This is a genomic window from Mycobacterium sp. WMMD1722, assembly GCF_049315205.1.
GTDB lineage: Bacteria > Actinomycetota > Actinomycetes > Mycobacteriales > Mycobacteriaceae > Mycobacterium.
In genome coordinates this window covers 4,395,646-4,412,247 of the sequence record NZ_CP186056.1, presented here as the reverse complement: position 1 = coordinate 4,412,247, position 16,602 = coordinate 4,395,646, and the positions used below count along the sequence as shown (strand labels likewise).

The 16,602-nt window shown below is 68.4% G+C and carries 15 protein-coding genes; 6 read left to right on the top strand and 9 right to left on the bottom strand.

The window, feature by feature from the left end; all coding sequences use genetic code 11:
- The first annotated feature begins 20 nt into the window (after nucleotides 1–20).
- On the top strand, nucleotides 21–1,301 hold the full coding sequence (locus ACN27E_RS21190; protein WP_422744458.1) for an HNH endonuclease: 1,281 nt from the start codon (nucleotides 21–23) through the stop codon (nucleotides 1,299–1,301).
- Here the strand turns inward: ACN27E_RS21190 and ACN27E_RS21185 are convergent.
- From ACN27E_RS21185 to ACN27E_RS21175, 3 genes are read right to left on the bottom strand one after another with little or no spacing between them, the layout of a single operon-like run.
- The gene (locus ACN27E_RS21185) at nucleotides 1,282–3,219 is read right to left on the bottom strand and encodes an acetoacetate--CoA ligase (RefSeq protein WP_422744457.1); all 1,938 of its coding nucleotides are present in this window, start codon (nucleotides 3,217–3,219) and stop codon (nucleotides 1,282–1,284) included. The two genes, ACN27E_RS21190 and ACN27E_RS21185, sit on opposite strands and share 20 nt — an antisense overlap.
- Entirely contained in the window at nucleotides 3,216–3,962 is a 747-nt protein-coding gene (locus ACN27E_RS21180; RefSeq protein WP_422744455.1) for an SDR family oxidoreductase, read from the bottom strand. Before ACN27E_RS21180 ends, ACN27E_RS21185 begins: the two co-directional genes overlap by 4 nt.
- Complete coding sequence (locus ACN27E_RS21175) at nucleotides 3,959–5,347, bottom strand: MFS transporter (protein WP_422744453.1); 1,389 nt, start codon at nucleotides 5,345–5,347, stop codon at nucleotides 3,959–3,961. Before ACN27E_RS21175 ends, ACN27E_RS21180 begins: the two co-directional genes overlap by 4 nt.
- A gap of 95 nt (nucleotides 5,348–5,442) precedes the next feature.
- Here ACN27E_RS21175 and ACN27E_RS21170 point away from each other — a divergent pair, with 95 nt between their 5' ends.
- Entirely contained in the window at nucleotides 5,443–6,396 is a 954-nt protein-coding gene (locus ACN27E_RS21170; RefSeq protein WP_422744452.1) for a LysR family transcriptional regulator, read from the top strand.
- Between the two features lie 45 nt (nucleotides 6,397–6,441).
- Complete coding sequence (locus ACN27E_RS21165) at nucleotides 6,442–7,209, top strand: alpha/beta fold hydrolase (protein ID WP_422744451.1); 768 nt, start codon at nucleotides 6,442–6,444, stop codon at nucleotides 7,207–7,209.
- Nucleotides 7,210–7,211: 2 nt separating this feature from the next.
- Here the strand turns inward: ACN27E_RS21165 and ACN27E_RS21160 are convergent, their stop codons facing one another.
- The 5 genes from ACN27E_RS21160 to hsaA form a co-directional block, all read right to left on the bottom strand.
- Nucleotides 7,212–8,117: a DUF4344 domain-containing metallopeptidase gene (locus tag ACN27E_RS21160; RefSeq protein WP_422744449.1), complete on the bottom strand. Its 906-nt coding sequence runs from the start codon at nucleotides 8,115–8,117 to the stop codon at nucleotides 7,212–7,214.
- A gap of 83 nt (nucleotides 8,118–8,200) precedes the next feature.
- Nucleotides 8,201–8,776 (bottom strand): 3-hydroxy-9,10-secoandrosta-1,3,5(10)-triene-9,17-dione monooxygenase reductase subunit, encoded by a 576-nt coding sequence (gene hsaB / locus ACN27E_RS21155; RefSeq protein WP_422744447.1) that lies wholly within the window; start codon nucleotides 8,774–8,776, stop codon nucleotides 8,201–8,203.
- A gap of 8 nt (nucleotides 8,777–8,784) precedes the next feature.
- Complete coding sequence (hsaC, locus tag ACN27E_RS21150) at nucleotides 8,785–9,684, bottom strand: iron-dependent extradiol dioxygenase HsaC (protein ID WP_422744445.1); 900 nt, start codon at nucleotides 9,682–9,684, stop codon at nucleotides 8,785–8,787.
- Nucleotides 9,681–10,580: a 4,5:9,10-diseco-3-hydroxy-5,9,17-trioxoandrosta-1(10),2-diene-4-oate hydrolase gene (hsaD, locus tag ACN27E_RS21145; protein WP_422744444.1), complete on the bottom strand. Its 900-nt coding sequence runs from the start codon at nucleotides 10,578–10,580 to the stop codon at nucleotides 9,681–9,683. Before hsaD ends, hsaC begins: the two co-directional genes overlap by 4 nt.
- Nucleotides 10,581–11,765, bottom strand: a complete 1,185-nt coding sequence (hsaA, locus tag ACN27E_RS21140) for a 3-hydroxy-9,10-secoandrosta-1,3,5(10)-triene-9,17-dione monooxygenase oxygenase subunit (protein ID WP_422744442.1) — start codon at nucleotides 11,763–11,765, stop codon at nucleotides 10,581–10,583.
- A 163-nt stretch (nucleotides 11,766–11,928) separates the two neighbouring features.
- On the opposite strand from hsaA, the gene ACN27E_RS21135 reads away from it, so the two are divergent.
- Both ACN27E_RS21135 and ACN27E_RS21130 read left to right on the top strand, forming a co-directional pair.
- On the top strand, nucleotides 11,929–12,996 hold the full coding sequence (locus tag ACN27E_RS21135; protein ID WP_422744441.1) for a 2Fe-2S iron-sulfur cluster-binding protein: 1,068 nt from the start codon (nucleotides 11,929–11,931) through the stop codon (nucleotides 12,994–12,996).
- 20 nt (nucleotides 12,997–13,016) lie between these two features.
- A complete protein-coding gene (locus ACN27E_RS21130) occupies nucleotides 13,017–13,592 on the top strand; it encodes a hypothetical protein (protein WP_422744439.1) in 576 nt (191 codons plus the stop codon).
- On the opposite strand, the gene ACN27E_RS21125 is transcribed toward ACN27E_RS21130, so the two are convergent.
- Nucleotides 13,589–15,703 carry an acyl-CoA dehydrogenase family protein gene (locus ACN27E_RS21125; RefSeq protein ID WP_422744437.1) on the bottom strand — a complete coding sequence of 705 codons (2,115 nt, stop codon included), beginning with the start codon at nucleotides 15,701–15,703 and terminating at the stop codon, nucleotides 13,589–13,591. The two genes, ACN27E_RS21130 and ACN27E_RS21125, sit on opposite strands and share 4 nt — an antisense overlap.
- 291 nt (nucleotides 15,704–15,994) lie before the next feature.
- On the opposite strand from ACN27E_RS21125, the gene kstR reads away from it, so the two are divergent.
- Complete coding sequence (kstR, locus tag ACN27E_RS21120; RefSeq protein WP_422744435.1) at nucleotides 15,995–16,600, top strand: cholesterol catabolism transcriptional regulator KstR; 606 nt, start codon at nucleotides 15,995–15,997, stop codon at nucleotides 16,598–16,600.
- Nucleotides 16,601–16,602: the final 2 nt, after the last annotated feature.

Genomic DNA, 16,602 nt, shown 5'->3' with positions numbered 1-16,602 from the left:
CCCCGCGCTACCGTGATGGCATGTTCGAAACTCTGTTCGACATCGATCCCGATGCGGATGAGGCGGAGCTGCGCGCGCAGGTCGAACAGCTCGAACGGGTGAAGTACGCCGCCGCCGCGGCTCAGGCGCGAGCGACGGCGGCATGGGCGGCCAGACGGGAGGCCGCCGAAGCGGCGGCGGGAGTGCCGAAGAAGAAGCGCGGCCGTGGCCTGACGACCGAGATCGCGCTGGCCCGTCGCGATGCCCCGGTATGCGGCAACACCCACCTCGGCATGGCCCGGGCGCTGGTCCACGAGATGCCGCATACGCTGGCGGCGCTGGCGTGCGGCGCCCTGTCGGAGTGGCGAGCGACCCTGATCGTGCGGGAGTCGGCGTGCCTGAGCGTCGAGGACCGCCGCACACTCGACGCCGAATTGTGTTCGGATGCGGCGCGATTCGACGGCTGGAGCAACGCCCGGGTCGCGGCCGAAGCCAAGCGGATCGCGGCCCGCCTGGATGTCGCCGCGGTGGTGGACCGCACGGCGAAGGCGACCGCCGACCGGCGGGTCACCATCCGCCCCGCACCCGACACGATGGTCTATGTGACCGCGCTGCTGCCGGTCGCCCAGGGGGTCGGGGTGTTCGCCGCGCTGAAGCGCCAGGCCGACACCACATACGACGAGCGGTCACGCGACCAGGTCATGGCCGACACCATGGTCGAGCGCGTGACGGGGCGCCCCGCCGAGCAGCCCGTGTCGGTGTCACTCAACCTGGTGTTGGCCGACACCACATTGGTCGGCGACGACGAGGAGCCGGGCTGGTGCGAAGGCTACGGCCCGGTGCCCGCCGCCGTGGTGCGGGCGTTGGTCGCCGACGCCGTCCACGACGACACGGCCAAGGCGACACTGCGACGCCTCTACCGTCACCCGCGGAGCGGCGCGCTGGTGGCGATGGAATCCAGGGCCCGCACGTTCCCGAAAGGGTTGGCCGCCTTCATCGACATTCGCGACCGGATCTGCCGGACCCCCTACTGCAACGCGCCCATCCGCCACCACGACCACGCAAGACCGCACCGCGAACGCGGTCCCACCAGCGCAGTCAACGGGCTCGGCGAGTGCGAGTCCTGCAACTACGCCAAGGAGGCGCCGGGGTGGGTGGTGACCACCGAGGTGCTCGACGGTGAGCACCGCGCCGAGTTCCGGACGCCCACCGGTGCGGTCTATCGATCCACCGCGCCGCCGCTGCCAGGGCCGCCCGTGCGCACCAGGAGCGTGATGGAGGACGGGCTCGTCCTCGACATCGTCAGGCTCGTCGCTGCGTGACGTACCACTCCAGCAGAGCTGGGTCGTCCACCGCGGTCGGCTCGACGACCTTGGTCGCGTCCCCGCCCTGCAACAGCTTCTTGATCGGCACCTCGAGCTTCTTACCCGTCCGGGTGTGCGGGATGCCGGGCGCCAGCACGATCTCGTCGGGCACATGCCGCGGCGACACGTCGGTGCGGATGGTCTGCTTGATGCGCTCGGTCAGGTCGTCGGTGAGTTCGGCGCCCTCGGCGAGGGTGACGAACAACGGCATCCAATAGCCACCGTCCGGTTGTTCGGCGCCGATCACCAATGCCTCGGCGATCTCCGGCAGCCGTTCCACGGCCTGATAGATGTCGGCGCTGCCCATCCGGATGCCGTGCCGGTTGAGCGTCGAATCGGAGCGGCCGTGCACGATGACGCTGTCGTGGTCGGTGATGGTGATCCAGTCGCCGTGGCGCCACACGCCGTCGAACATCTCGAAATAGGCCTCGCGATAACGATGTCCGTCATCGTCGTTCCAGAACCGCAGCGGCATCGACGGCAGCGGTTTGGTGACCACCAGTTCGCCCACTTCGCCGCGCACGGGTTCGCCGTCCTCGTTCCACGCCTCGACCGCCGCACCCAGGTAGGGGGCCGACAGCTCCCCCGCCCATACCGGCACGGTGCGCACCCCACCGATGAATGCGCTCACCACATCGGTGCCGCCGCTGATCGACGCGATCTGGACATGATCGCCGACGTTGTCGCGCAACCATATCGACGACGCCGGCGGCAGCGACGATCCGGTGATGCCCACCGTCCGCAGGGCGGACAGATCGTGCTCCTTGCGTGGCACCGAGCCCGCCTTGTCGCAGGCGAGCACATAACCGGGGCTGGTGCCCAACACCGTGGCCCCGACCCGGGCCGCGATCCGCCACAGGGTGTCGGCCGTCGGATGGGTGGGGCTGCCGTCGTAGCAGACGATCGTCGCCCCGACCAGCAGGCCGGCCACCTGGAAGTTCCACATCATCCAGCTCGGGCTGGTGTACCACAGGAAGGTGTCGTCGGCACCGATATCCGATTGCAGCGCAACCGCTTTGAGATGCTCGACCACCACCCCACCGTGACCGTGCACGATACCTTTGGGCAGACCCGTGGTCCCCGACGAGTACAGCACCCACAGCGGATGGTCGAAGTCGACGGCGGCGGTGTCCAGTTCGTGCTCGCCCGCGGTGACGTCAGCCCAGTCCAGCCAGTCGGAGTCCGGCGCGCCGAGGCCGACCCGGGTGATCATCACCGCGGCCCGCAGACTCGGCAGTCCCGCACGCAGAGCGGTGACGTCGGCGGACTTGTCGTGGGTCTTACCGGCGAATCGGTATCCGTCGGCGGCTACCAGCACCGTCGGCTCGAGTTGCCCGAGCCGATCCAGCGCGGCCTTGGCGGTGTAGTCCTGGCCGCATGCGCTCCACACCGCGCCGACGCTCGCGGTACCCAGGAAGGCGATGACCGCTTCCGGCACATTGGGCAGATAACCCGCGACCCGATCACCCGGTCCGACGCCGAGCTCGCGCAGGGAGTGGGCAAAACCCGCGGCTGCGCGCAACATCTCGCCCCAGGAGAGCTCGGTGACGTCGATCTCCTCGGTGACGTAGAGGATGGCCGGCCGGTCGGTGCGCGCGTGACGGAGCACCTGGTCGACGTAATTGAGCCGAGCGCCGGGAAACCAGCGTGCCCCCGGCATGCCGGGGGCGGCCAGCACCTCAGCGGGCGGATCACCGAGGTCGAAGTACTCCCACAGCGCACCCCAGAAGCCGGCGAGGTCGTCGACCGACCACTGCCACAGTGACCGGTAGTCCTCGAACGTCCGGCCGGCCCGCTCACCGGCGAAGCGCGCGAAATCGGTCACCCTGGCGCGTGCGACGTCGTCGTCGGTCGGCGTCCACTGCGGGGCAGTCATCGTGCGCTCCACCCGCCGTCCATGGTGTATGCGGCACCGGTCACCATGCCGGCCTGCGGGGAGGTCAGCCACCCCACCAGCGAACCCACCTCGGCGGGCTCGACGAGACGTTTGATCGCGCTTTCTTTGAGCAGGATGTCGGCCACCACGTCATCTTCACCGATGCCGTGCATCTTGGCCTGATCGGCTATCTGTTTGGTGACCAGCGGGGTGCGCACATACCCGGGGTTGACGCAGTTGCTCGTGACCTGGTGCGGTCCGCCTTCGAGTGCGGTCACCTTGGACAGCCCCTCGAGCGCATGCTTGGCGGTCACGTAGGCCACCTTGTATTCGGAGGCGCGCAGTCCGTGGATCGAGGAGATGTTGACGATACGGCCGAACTTCTGGGCGTACATGGCCGGCAGCGCGGCGCGGATCAGGAGGAACGGCACCTCCACCATCAGCGTCATCAGCATCCGGAAGTTCTCCGGCGCGAAGTCGACGATCGGGTCGATGCGCTGCACCCCGGCGTTGTTGACCAGGATGTCGACGTCCAGAGGCAGCCCTTCGAGGGCTCCCACGTCGAGCAGGTCGACCGCCCACGCGTTCCCGCCGATCTCCTCGGCCAACGCTGTGGCACGTTCCGCATCGACGTCCGCGACGGTCACCACGGCTCCGCGGCCCGCCAGTTCCCGCGCGCAGGCCTCCCCGATGCCACTCGCCCCGCCGGTGACCAACGCGGTACGGCCTGCGAGATCGCTCATGCCGCACCGGTTCTCGCGCCGGCTCGCGCGACATCGTCGGCATCGGCGTCGTCGAGCGTCTTGAGATCGATGCCCGTGGTCTCCCGCGACACCACCACCGCGACGAGGGTGATCAGGCAGGACAGCGCCAGGTAGACGGCGATCGGCACCGACGAGTCGTAGATGTCGAGCAGCTTGACCGCGATCAACGGCGCCAGCGATCCCGCGACGATCGAGGTGACCTGATAGCCCAGGGAGACACCGGAATAGCGCATCCGGGTGGGGAACATCTCGGCCATGATCGCCGGCTGCGGGGCGTACATCAGCGCGTGGAACACCAGGCCGATCGTGACGGCCGCCGTGATCACGGCATAGTTGCCGCTGTTCATCATCGGGAAGGCGAAGAAGCCCCAGGTGGCGCCGACGATGGCGCCGACCAGGTACACCGGGCGCCGGCCGTAGCGATCGGACAGCCGGCCGACCAACGGCACGACGGCGAAATGCACTGCGTGGGCGAACAGCAGGTACCACAGGATCGATGTCGTATCGGCGCCGACCTGCACCTTGAGATAGGTGATCGAGAAGGTGACCACCAGGTAGTACATGATGTTCTCGCCGAAGCGCAGCCCCATGGCGGTGAAGACGCCGCGCGGATAGCGCTTGAGCACCTCGATGCCGCTGAACGAGGTGGACTTGATGCGCTCGGCCTCCTGCTGGGCGGCGACGAAGATCGGCGCGTCGGTGACCTTGGTGCGGATGTAGTAGCCGATGAGCACGACGACCGCCGACAGCCAGAACGCGACCCGCCAGCCCCAGGACAGGAACGCCGCATCGGAGAGGCTGGTGGTCAGCACCAACAGCACGATGGTGGCGAGCAGATTGCCCGCGGGCACGCCGGCCTGCGGCCAACTGGCCCAGAAGCCGCGTTCCCGGTTCGGACTGTGCTCGGCGACGAGCAGCACCGCCCCACCCCATTCACCGCCGACCGCGAAGCCCTGGATGAAGCGCAGCGCCACCAGGAGGCCGGGCGCCCAGTAGCCGATCTGCCCGTAGGTGGGCAGGCAGCCCATGAGGAAGGTGGCGACGCCGACGAGCAGCAGCGACAACTGCAGCAGCTTCTTACGGCCGTATTTGTCACCGAAATGGCCGAACACGATGCCGCCGACCGGGCGCGCGACGAAGCCGACCGCGTAGGTGGCGAAGGCCAGGAAGATCGCGTTCAGCTCGCTGGTGGTCTCGGAGAAGAAGATCTTGTTGAAGACCAGCGTGGCGGCCGTGCCGTAGAGGAAGAACTCGTACCACTCGACGACCGTGCCGGCCATCGAGGCGACGACGACGCGTTTGAGCCCGGTGGTGACGGAACCGGGTGGGCTGGTGTCCGGCTGGGACGGATGGGGCGAGCTCATCGGAGGCTCCCTTCCATGGTCAGGCGCACACGCTGCGCTGGATGTGACGGTCCACACATTCGGCTGAGTATTCCTGCAGCTTCGAGGTGCCTGCAATGGTCAACTTCGCAGCGACTGTCTGCAAAAATGCAGAAGTGCCGTCTCCGCCGCCCCGCCGGCCCAGCGCCGACGACCTCCTGGTGCTGCTTGCGGTGGGGCGATCGGGCCGGTTCACCACCGCTGCCGAGGAACTGGGGATCAACCACACGACGATCTCGCGGCGCATCGCGGCGCTGGAACGATCGGTCGGCGGGCGGCTGCTGTCCCGCGCGGCGGGCGGCTGGGAATTGACCGATCTGGGCCGTGATGCGCTGGCTGCGGCCGAGGCTGTCGACTCCGCCGTGCGATCGCTGTCGGTGGACCGGGCCGGGCACCGGGCGCTCGAGGGGGTGGTCCGCATCTCGGCGACCGACGGCTTCAGCGCCTACATCGCCGCGCCGGCAGCCGCCCGGGTGCAGCGGGACCATCCCCGCGTCGCAGTGGAGATCGTGACGGCCACCCGGCGTGCCTCCCAGCAGCGGTCCGGCCACGACGTCGAGGTGGTGGTCGGCGAACCGCAGGTGCACCGAGCCGAGGCGATCCGGCTGGCCGACTACTGCCTCGGTCTCTACGGCTCGCGGGACTACCTCGCCGAACACGGCACGCCGCAGCGCGTCGACGAGCTGGCCCGCTATCCGCTGGTGTACTTCATCGACTCGATGTTGCAGGTCGACGACCTGGACCTGGCCGCCAGCTTCGCCCCGGCCATGCGTGAGTCGGTGACCTCGACCAACGTCTTCGTCCACGTCGAGGCCACCCGCGCCGCGGCCGGGCTGGGACTGCTGCCGTGCTTCATGGCCGACCGCCACGACGACCTGATTCGAGTGCTACCGCGCACGGTGTCGGTGCGGTTGAGCTACTGGCTGGTGACCCGGGCCGAGACGCTGCGCCGACCCGAGGTGGCCGCGGTGGTGGATGCGATCGGCGAACAGGTTGTCCAACAGCGCGAGGCCCTGCTCGGAATGCCGTGAGCCGAACCCTTGCGCCCGCCGGCGCGGCCGTGATCGAGTTCGCCCATGCCCTTTCTCGACCACGAACGCGGACGTGCGTACTACCGACACTGGGCCGCCGAACATCCCCGTGCCGCCGTCATCTTTTTGCATGGGTTCGGTGAACACACCGGCGTCTACCACCGCTACGGCTTCGCGCTCAACGCGTCCGGGATCGACCTGTGGGCGGTCGACCAGTTCGGGCACGGCCTCACCCCCGGGACCCGAGGCGATTTCGGGACGACCGAGGACAGCTCAGCGCTGGCCGACGCGCTGATCGAGCTGGCCGAAGCCGAGAACCCGCGCCTTCCCCTTGTCGTGCAGGGGCATTCGTTCGGCGCCATCGTCACCCTGGCCCGGCTGCTGGAGACGCCGGACCGCTACGTCGCCGGCGTCGTCTCCGGCGCGCCTCTGGTACCGGTGCCCGCATTGCTCGACACCGACGCCGCGTTCGAGCTGGACCCCGGTTGGTTGTCGGCCGACCCGTTCTACCTCGACGCCATGGGGAACGATCCGCTGGCATTCGTCGACGCCGACGGCACCGCGCTGGCCCGCGAACTCGACCGGGCGTGGGACCGGTTCGGCGCCGACCTGCCGGGGCTGACCGTGCCGACGCTGGCGGTACACGGGGAGCGGGATCCGATCGCCGACATCGGCGCCGTCCGCGCCTACGCCGAGCAGATCGAGGCCTTGGACCTGTACGCCGTCTCCGGGGGGCGTCACGACATCCTCAACGACACCGCGCACCGCGAGGTCGCCGCCGCCATCGTGGACTTCGTGTCCGGGCGGCTCTGACGCTACTTCCAGTACGGGTCGAGCATCTCGTCCCAGGCGCGCGACATCCGCTCCCACTCCTGCGGGCAATCCTGCGCCCGATCCTCGGGAAGCGTGCCGGAGTCGGGCCCGGTGTCGAGGATGAACGCGTTTGCCTCGGGATTGGAGCCGTAGATCCAGCACTCGAAGTTGTACATGCGCGCCAGGTCGTATTCGTGGGCGTCCCAGAACGGGAAGTCCTCCGGGCTGCCGTTCTGGGCGGCCGAATCCTCCCAGATCCGCGCCCAGTCGACGGCGGCCTGGACGTTCTCCGGATCAGCTGTGCCCGTCTCGTCGGGTTCGAGCAGCAGTACCGCGGCCAGCTGGTCGGCGACGTCCTCCTCACGGCCGGTGAACGGCAGGTCGTAGATGTCGATCGTCGCGTGCCCCAGCTCGTGGTAGAACGTCGCACGCTCCGCTCCGAGAGTGGAGGCGACCGGGTCCGGGTCGTTGGCTTTGGAGAACACCGTGAAGCCGGCGTCGGCGTCCTCGTAACAGATCGTCATCGCCTGGTCCGCCGGGCTCCAGTACGCGTTGGCCTCACCGCACTGCCGGCCGATGAGCGGGATGTCCTGGGGCAGTTTGAGCATCTGGGACGTCTCGTCGGCCACATCCTCGAGGAACTTCGCGTCGGCCATGATCCTCTTGCCGTTCTGCGCTTCGGGCGTGGTGGCGTCCTCATAGCTGACGATCATCCGGCCGTCGCCGTCTGCGGGGCCGTGAGCCCGATCCGCGGCCGCCACGTCGGGGCCGGCCTCTTCGATCCCGGCGGCGCTCGAACCGGAGCTGTCGGCCTGCGAGTCCCCCGCTACCCCACCCCCACTGCAGCCGGCGAGCAGCCCGAGCAGCGACGCCGCGGCGGTGATTCGGGCGACGGCTGCGATCGACATCCCACTACCCTTCGCTGAACCGGAGACGCGGCTGCATGCGCGCCGGCTCGAGCATGGCATGACGGGATCGCAAATATTAGCGCTTAGAGCCAGGTGTCGGGCGTGGTGGCGGTGAGGAACGCCTCCAGATCGTCGCGCCAGTGCGCCGGCGAGTTCTTGTCCGGTTCGATGCCGGTGTACTCGCCGCGGTAGAACAACAGCGGTCGCGGCTTCTTCTTCGGGACCTCGGAGAGCGAATGCACTGCACCGAACACCACGAAGTGGTCACCGCCGTCGTGGACCGACGCCACGGTGCAGTCGATGTGGGCCAGTGAGCCGTCGATGATCGGCGAACCCAGTTTCGAAGGCCGCCACTCGATACCGGCGAACTTGTCCGGTTCGCGCGAGCCGAACCGGGCCGACACGTCCTTCTGCTTCTCGTGCAGCACGTTGACGCAGAACCGCCCGCTCGCCTCGATCGCCGCCCACGACCGCGACACCTTGGTCGGGCAGAACAGCACCAGCGGTGGCTCCAGCGAGAGCGCGGCGAACGACTGGCAGGCGAAGCCGATGGGCTCGGCGCCCGTCGCGCCATTCGACGTCGTGGTGATGATCGTGATGCCGGTGCAGAACTGACCCAGCACGTGCCGGAATGTGCGCGGGTCGATGGGCTCGGGCATGGCCGGGGCTACTTGAAGCCCACGCTGAAGTCGTGACCCCACAGGCTGACCGCGGTGCTCTCGCGGGCGACCCAGTTGTCGTCGTCGACCTCGAGCCCTTCACAGCCGAATTCGATGTCGAAGCCGCCCGGGGTCTTCATGTAGAACGACAGCATCTTGTCGTTGACGTGGCGACCCAGCGTCGCCGACATCGGCACCTTGCGCCGCAGCGCGCGGTCCAGGCACAGGCCCACGTCGTCGGCTTCGCCGACCTCCACCATGAGGTGGACGATGCCGCTCGGGGTCTCCCCCGGCATGAAGGCCAAGCTGTGGTGGCGCGGATTGACGCCGAGGAACCGCAGCCACGCCGGGGCACCGTCGGCAGGCCGGCCGACGAGCTGCGGGGGCAGCTTCATGGAGTCCCGCAGATAGAACCCGAGCACGTCGCGGTAGAAGTGCAGCGTCTCGGCGTCGTCGCGGGTGGTGAGGACGACGTGGCCGAGACCCTGCTCCTCGGTGACGAATTTGTGGCCGTACGGGCTGACCACGCGACGGTGTTCGAGCGCGACACCGTGGAACACCTCGAGGGTGTTGCCCGACGGATCGTCGAAGACGATCATCTCGTCGACCCGGCGGTCGGCCAGTTGCGTCGCGGTGGCCTCCTTGTAGGGGGTGCCCTCCATGTCCAGGCGCTGCCGGATGTCCTGCAGTTCGGCGGCGTTGGCGGTCTCCCAGCCGGATTCGAGGAGGCGGTCGTGTTCCCCCGGCACGATGATCAGCCGGGCCGGGAACTCGTCCATCCGCAGGTAGAGCGCCCCCTCGGTGGGACCCTTCCCCTCGACCATGCCGAGCACCTTGAGCCCGTATTCACGCCAGGCGCCGACGTCGGTGCTCTCGATCCGCAGATATCCCAGTGACTTGATGGTCACGATCCACCCCCCAGGAAATCGATGGTGAGCTTGTTGAATTCGTCGAACTTCTCCAGTTGTGCCCAATGCCCGCACTGGCCGAATACGTGCAGCTGCACGCGCGGGATCTGCTTGAGCGCCACCAGGGCACCGTCGAGCGGGTTGACCCGATCCTCCCGGCCCCAGATCAGCAGTACCCGCTGGCGCAGTTTGTAGACATCGCGCCACATCATGCCGAGTTCGAAATCCGGTCCGGCGAAGGACATGCCCATCGCCCGTGCCGCAGCCAGCGACTCCGGCTGGCTGGCGATCGCGAATCGCTCATCGACCAGTTCGGGGGTGATCAACTTCTGATCGAAGACCATGATGCGCAGGAACTTCTCGAGGTTCTCGCGCGTGGGGTCGCCGGTGAAGCGACCGAGCAGCTTGACCCCCTCGGTCGGGTCCGGGGCGAACAGATTCACCGACAGGCCGCCCGGGCCCATCAGCACCAGCCGGCCGGCGCGCTTCGGGTTGTCGAGTGCGAAGCGCACCGCGGTGCCGCCGCCCAGCGAATTGCCCACCAGGTCGGCGCGTTCGATGCCGAGCTGGTCCAGCAGCGCCAGCAGCGCGGTGGCGCTGAAGCGGTTGTACTGCTCGTGTTCGCTGAGCTTGTCGGAATGGCCGTAGCCAGGCTGGTCGAGGGCGATGACCCGGAAGTGCTGCGCCAGCACCGCGATGTTCTTGGAGAAATTCGACCAGCTCGACGCACCGGGGCCACCGCCGTGCAACAGCACCACGGTCTTGTCGTGGCTGACCCCGGCCTCGTGATAGTGCAGGCGCAGATCTCGCTCGCCGGCTTTGACGTCGGCATAACGGCTGGTCGCCTCGAAGGTGACCTCGACCTGGGTCTCGACCTGTGCGATGTAGGACGTCATCTAGACCATCGTGTCCTGCGGCGGCAGCCCGAAGGCGTCGTTGCCGAAGATCAGGTAGGCACGCTCGGGCTCGTTCGCCGCGTGCACCCGGCCGGCGTGGGCGTCCCGCCAGAAGCGCTGCACGGGCTTGTCGAGTTCCAGTGCCGTGGCACCGGACGCCTCGAAGAGCAGATCGATGGAGGCGATGGCACGGGCGGTGGCGCGCACCTGATCACGACGTGCGCGCGCCCGCAGCTCGAACGGGATCTCCTGGTCCGTCTTGAGCAGTTCGTATTCGTCGCGGACGTTGCCGATCAGCTGACGCCAGCCGGCGTCGATGTCGCTGGCGGCCTCGGCGATGCGGACCTTGGCGAACGGATCGTCCTTGGACTTCTCCCCGGCGAACGCCGCGCGCACCCGCTTGCCCTGGTGTTCGACGTGGGCTTCGTAGGCGCCGTACGCCATTCCCATGATGGGAGCGGTGATGGTCGTGGGATGCATGGTGCCCCAAGGCATCTTGTAGACCGGAGCGGTGTTGTTCTGCAGGCCGCCGGCGGTGCGATCGTTCATCGCCTTGTAGGACAGGAAGCGGTGCCGGGGGACGAAGACGTCCTTGACCACGACCGTGTTGCTGCCGGTGCCCTTGAGCCCCACGACATTCCACACGTCGTCGATGCGGTATTCACTGCGCGGGATCAGGAAGCTGCCGAAGTCGACGGGCTTGCCGTCCTTGATGACGGGGCCGCCGAGGAACGCCCAGGTGGCGTGGTCGCAACCGGAGGACCACTGCCAGGCACCGCTGACCAGATAACCGCCGTCGACCACGACGCCGGCCCCCATCGGGGCGTAGGACGACGACACCCGCACCGTCGGGTCGTCGCCCCACACCTCGTCCTGGGCCTGCTGGTCGAACAGGGCGAGATGCCAGTTGTGCACCCCGATGATCGAGCTGACCCAGCCGGTGGATCCGCACGCGCTGCCGAGCCGGCGGACCGCCTCGTAGAAGACGGTGGGATCGCACTGCAGGCCGCCCCACTGTTCGGGCTGCAGCAGCTTGAAGAAGCCGACCGCGTCGAGGTCGCGGATCGTCTCGTCGGGCAGGCGGCGCAGCTCCTCGGCCTCTGGCGCGCGCTCACGCAGAGTGGGGAGCAGATCGTCGATGCCGCTGAGGACCGACTGCGCGTCGCGCTGTTCAATGGACGTCACTGCGTGCCTCCATAGGTGGACTGAATCGGGGCTGTAGAAAGATTAGAACACGTTACGATTTGTGTCGAGCAGGCTCCCGCTGCAGCGGCTGGACCTGCGAAAGCTCATTTCTGTAACCTGTTCTAGTTATGGGCGCCAGAACCGGACAGGAAGGCCACGTGTCGTGACGGACGAGCCACTCGGCAGCCACGTTCTCGAACTGGAGGTGGCCGAGGTCATCGAGGAGACCGCCGACGCGCGGTCCCTGGTGTTCAGAGTCCCTGATGGCCCCACGGACCCAGACATCCCGGCCGAACGCCTGCGCTACGCGCCGGGTCAGTTCCTGACCCTTCGGGTGCCCAGCGACCGCACCGGATCGGTGGCCCGCTGCTACTCGCTGTGCAGCTCGCCGTTCACTGACGACCCGCTGACGGTGACGGTCAAACGCACCGCCGACGGTTACGCCTCCAACTGGCTCTGCGACCACGCCGAGGCCGGGATGCGGATGCACGTGCTGGCGCCGTCGGGCACCTTTGTCCCCAAGGCGCTCGACACCGACTTCCTGTTGCTGGCCGCCGGCAGCGGCATCACGCCAATGCTGGCGATCCTCAAGTCGGCGCTCGTCGAGGGCACCGGCAAGGTGGTGCTGATCTACGCCAATCGCGACGAGAAGAACGTCATCTTCGCCTCCGCGCTTCGCGATCTGGTGGCCGAATACGCCGACCGCCTCACGGTGGTGCACTGGCTGGAATCCGTCCAGGGTCTGCCCACGGCGACCGCATTGGCCGCGGTGGTCGGCCCGTACACCGGCCACGACGCCTACATCTGCGGCCCCGGACCGTTCATGGCAGCCGCCGAAGAGGCCCTCGCGACGGCCGGTACCGACAGCGACCGGATCCACATCGAGGTGTTCAAATCCTTGGAATCCGATCCGTTCGCCGCCGTGGTGATCGAAGAGGACGAGGGTGACGAGGGTCCGGCGACCGCGATCGTGGTGCTCGACGGACAGACCCACGAGGTGCGCTGGCCGCGTAAGGCCAAACTGCTCGACGTGCTGCTCGACAAGGGGCTCGACGCCCCGTTCTCCTGCCGCGAGGGCCACTGCGGCGCCTGCGCCGTCCTCAAGACCAGCGGTGAGGTCGAGATGGAGGTCAACGACGTGCTCGAACAGTCCGACCTGGACGAGGGTCTCATCCTGGGCTGCCAGGCCGTGCCGCGTTCCGATTCGGTCGAAGTCACCTACGACGACTGACGAGAGGCTAATTTCAGACGATGAATCGGCTCGCAGCAGCGGGTGCGGCGGCTCTGGGCGCCGCACTGCTCACCCCGCCCGGCACGGCGACGGCGGCCGCCAACTCCGCGGTGTCCTCGATCCCGGCCAACCCCACGACGCTGATCGAGATGCACGTGACCGCCGACTGCGTGGGCACCGTCTGCACGTTCAACACCGCGGCCAACCTCGCGGCGCCCGGCGGGCCACCGCTCGGGTTCCCGGGTGAGGCCTGGTCCCGGCAGACCATCACCCTGCGCAGCAACGACCGCGACGTCTGGCAGGAGGCGGACTACAGTGCGCCGACGGGCACCCCGCGGGCCGGCAAGGGCGCCAACCACGACAACGTCCTGTCCAAGGAGTACAAGTCGCTGCGGGACGTCGAGATCTCGGTGACCACCTTCGGCGGCGGACCGGTCGAGCGCTACCGCGTCGACGGCACCTCGGCGCCGACGAAGTGGACCACCGGTGAGCCCGCGCTGGACGCGACGTTCATCGTCTGCAGCCACATCCAGGTGGTCTACAACGGCGTGAACCTGACCACGCCGGACGCCTGCGCGCAGACCACGTTCGGTTAGCGCGGCAGACCCAGCAGGCGTTCACCGGCGAGGGTGAGCAGGATCTGCTCGGTGCCGCCGGCGATCGTCAGACAGCGGGTGTTCAGGAAGTCGTGCACCTGCCGGCTCATCACCACACCGGCGCCGTCGGTAACGTCCATGCGGAACTCTGCGAGCTCCTGGCGATACCGCACACCGATGAGCTTGCGCGCGCTGGACTCCGCGCCGGGATCCTGCCCGCCGACCGCCTTCTGGGCGATCCGCTGATCCAGTAGAGCACCCACCTGCGCGGTGAGGATCAGCGCGCCGAGCCGATCCTGTCCGGCGGCGTCGAGCCCCCGTTCCGCGACCGCGTCGAGCAGCTCCTCCATCGGGTTACCGAGCGCGGTACCCCCGGCCATCGCCACCCGCTCATTGGCCAGAGTGGTACGCGCCAGCCGCCAGCCGTCGTTGACCTGACCGACCACCATTTCGTCGGGGACGAAGACGTCGTCGAAGAACACCTCGTTGAACAGCTCGTCGCCGGTGATCTCGCGCAGCGGACGGATCACGATGCCCGGCGAGGTCATATCGATCAGGAAGTAGGTGATGCCCTTGTGCTTCGGCGCGTCGGCGTCCGTACGCGCCAGACACACCCCCCACTGCGCCCGGTGCGCCGCCGATGTCCACACCTTCTGACCCGTGAGCCGCCAACCACCCTCAACCCGAACGGCTTTGGTGCGCAGGGCGGCGAGGTCGGAACCAGCGCCCGGCTCGCTGAACAGCTGGCACCACAGCAGCTCACCGCTGAGCGTGGGCGGGACGAACCTGTCGATCTGTTCCGGGCTGCCGTGCTCGAGGATCGTCGGGGCGGCCCACCAACCGATGACCAGGTCGGGCCGTTCCACTCCGGCGGCCGCCAGTTCCTGGTCGATGAGCAGCTGTTCGGCCGGCGACGCCGCCCTCCCGTGCGGTTTGGGCCAGTGCGGCGCCTGCAGACCGGTCGCGGCCAACGCAGCCTGGCGCTGGTCGGCGGGTTTGGCGGCGACGTCGGCCACCGCCGCAGCGATCTCCGGGCGCAGGTGGTCGACCGATTCGAGATCGATGCGCAGTTCACGGCGCACGCCCTGGCGAGTCAGCTCGGCGATCCGGCGCAGCCAGCGCGAACGGCCGCCCAGGAACTGCGAGATCCCCAGCGCGCGGCGCAGGTACAGGTGAGCGTCGTGCTCCCAGGTGATCCCGATGCCGCCGAGCACCTGGATGCAGTCCTTGGCGTTGGCCTTGGCCGATTCGATGCCGGCCGCCGCCGCCACCGCGGCCGCGATCGACAGCTGCCGATCGTCGCCTTCGGCGGCGGCGCGCGCAGCGTCCGCGGCGGTCACCGACACCTGCTCGGCCCGCAGCAGCATCTCCGCGCACATGTGCTTGACGGCCTGGAAGCTGCCGATCGGCTTGCCGAACTGTTCCCGGACCTTCGCGTACTCGGTGGCGGTGTTCAACTGCCAGCGGGCCACACCGGCGGCCTCGGCGGCCAGCACCGTGGCGGCGAGGTTCTCGAACCGCTCGCGCGTGACGTCCAGCGTCGTCACCGACGCACCGTCGAGCACCACCCGCGCCAACGGGCGGCTGAAATCCGTGGCCTCCAGCGCCTCGACCGTGACGCCGTCGGCCGCGGCGTCGACCAGGACGACGGCATCGCCGGCCGGCAGCAGCAGTACACCGTCGGCGGTCGCGCCGAGCACGAAGGCGGCGCTTCCCGACGCCGTGTCACCGTCGACCGTCACCTCGGCGCCCAACGCCGCACCGGCGGTGCGCGCTCCGGTGGCGAGCTCCTCCAGCAGTTCCGGGTCCGCGATCACCAGAGTCGCCAGTGCGGTGGTCGCGACCGGTCCCGGCACGAGCGCGGCCGCGGCTTCGTCGACCATGGCGCACAGGTCGTCGACGGTGCCGCCGGCCCCACCGTGCTCCTCGGCGATGGCGACGCCGAAGATCCCGAGCTCGGCAAGACCCGCATAGGCACGCCGCCAGCCGTCCGGGTCGCCCTGCTCGACGTCGCGCGCGTCGGCCGTCACCGCCGACGCGGCGGCCCAGTCCCGGACCATCTCCCGCGCAGCAAACTGTTCGTCAGTGCTGCTCGCCGCCGCCACCGACATATCCCGGCCTCCTAGCCTCAGGCGAGAAGGTCTCACTTCCCACTAGAACGTGTTCTAATGGTGCCAGCGTTCGACCGTCAAGTCGACTGGCATCGCAGCAGGACAGGTCGGTGTGGCGCCGACACCGAGGTGAGAAATCGGAGCTGGGCATGCGTATCGTTTTCAGCGGATACGCAGGATGAAGGAGTCTCACACAGCATGTCGTCGCCAGCACACACCAATCCGCCTTCAGGAGCGGACTCCTCCACGCGCGAGTCAGGCTCCGGTTCGCGGCCGCGCGAGGTGATGACGGTGTCCGTGCTCGCCGAATCGGAGCTGGGCTCCGAAGCGCAGCGGGAGCGCCGCAAGCGGATTCTGGACGCCACCCTGGCCATTGCCTCCAAAGGCGGGTACGAAGCGGTGCAGATGCGGGCGGTGGCCGAGCGCGCCGACGTCGCCGTCGGCACCCTCTACCGGTACTTTCCCTCCAAGGTGCACCTGCTGGTCTCCGCGCTCGGCCGGGAGTTCGAGCGGATCGACGCCAAGACCGATCGTGCGGCGCTGGCCGGCGGCACGCCGTATCAGCGGCTCAACTTCATGGTGGGCAAGCTCAACCGGGCGATGCAGCGCAACCCGCTGCTCACCGAGGCGATGACGCGCGCGTTCGTCTTCGCCGACGCGTCGGCCGCCGGTGAGGTCGATCACGTGGGCAAGTTGATGGACTCGATGTTCGCCCGCGCGATGAGCGACGGGGAACCGACCGAAGACCAGTACCACATCGCCCGGGTGATCTCCGACGTGTGGCTGTCCAATCTGCTGGCCTGGTTGACCCGCCGCGCGTCGGCCACCGATGTGAGCAAACGCCTCGACCTGGCGGTGCGGCTGCTGATCGGTGACGGGGACCGCCCTAAGATCTGACG

Excerpts from the sequence above, each read along its gene's own strand:
- ACN27E_RS21180 (WP_422744455.1), bottom strand. The coding sequence starts at position 3,962 with ATGAGCGATCTCGCAGGCCGTACCGCGTTGGTCACCGGCGGGGCGAGT.
- ACN27E_RS21160 (WP_422744449.1), bottom strand. The coding sequence starts at position 8,117 with ATGTCGATCGCAGCCGTCGCCCGAATCACCGCCGCGGCGTCGCTGCTC.
- hsaD (WP_422744444.1), bottom strand. The coding sequence starts at position 10,580 with ATGACGTCCTACATCGCACAGGTCGAGACCCAGGTCGAGGTCACCTTC.
- ACN27E_RS21130 (WP_422744439.1), top strand. The coding sequence starts at position 13,017 with ATGAATCGGCTCGCAGCAGCGGGTGCGGCGGCTCTGGGCGCCGCACTG.
- ACN27E_RS21185 (WP_422744457.1), bottom strand. The coding sequence starts at position 3,219 with ATGACTGCCCCGCAGTGGACGCCGACCGACGACGACGTCGCACGCGCC.
- ACN27E_RS21190 (WP_422744458.1), top strand. The coding sequence starts at position 21 with ATGTTCGAAACTCTGTTCGACATCGATCCCGATGCGGATGAGGCGGAG.
- hsaB (WP_422744447.1), bottom strand. The coding sequence starts at position 8,776 with ATGCCCGAGCCCATCGACCCGCGCACATTCCGGCACGTGCTGGGTCAG.
- ACN27E_RS21170 (WP_422744452.1), top strand. The coding sequence starts at position 5,443 with ATGGTCAACTTCGCAGCGACTGTCTGCAAAAATGCAGAAGTGCCGTCT.
- ACN27E_RS21165 (WP_422744451.1), top strand. The coding sequence starts at position 6,442 with ATGCCCTTTCTCGACCACGAACGCGGACGTGCGTACTACCGACACTGG.
- ACN27E_RS21175 (WP_422744453.1), bottom strand. The coding sequence starts at position 5,347 with ATGAGCTCGCCCCATCCGTCCCAGCCGGACACCAGCCCACCCGGTTCC.
- ACN27E_RS21125 (WP_422744437.1), bottom strand. The coding sequence starts at position 15,703 with ATGTCGGTGGCGGCGGCGAGCAGCACTGACGAACAGTTTGCTGCGCGG.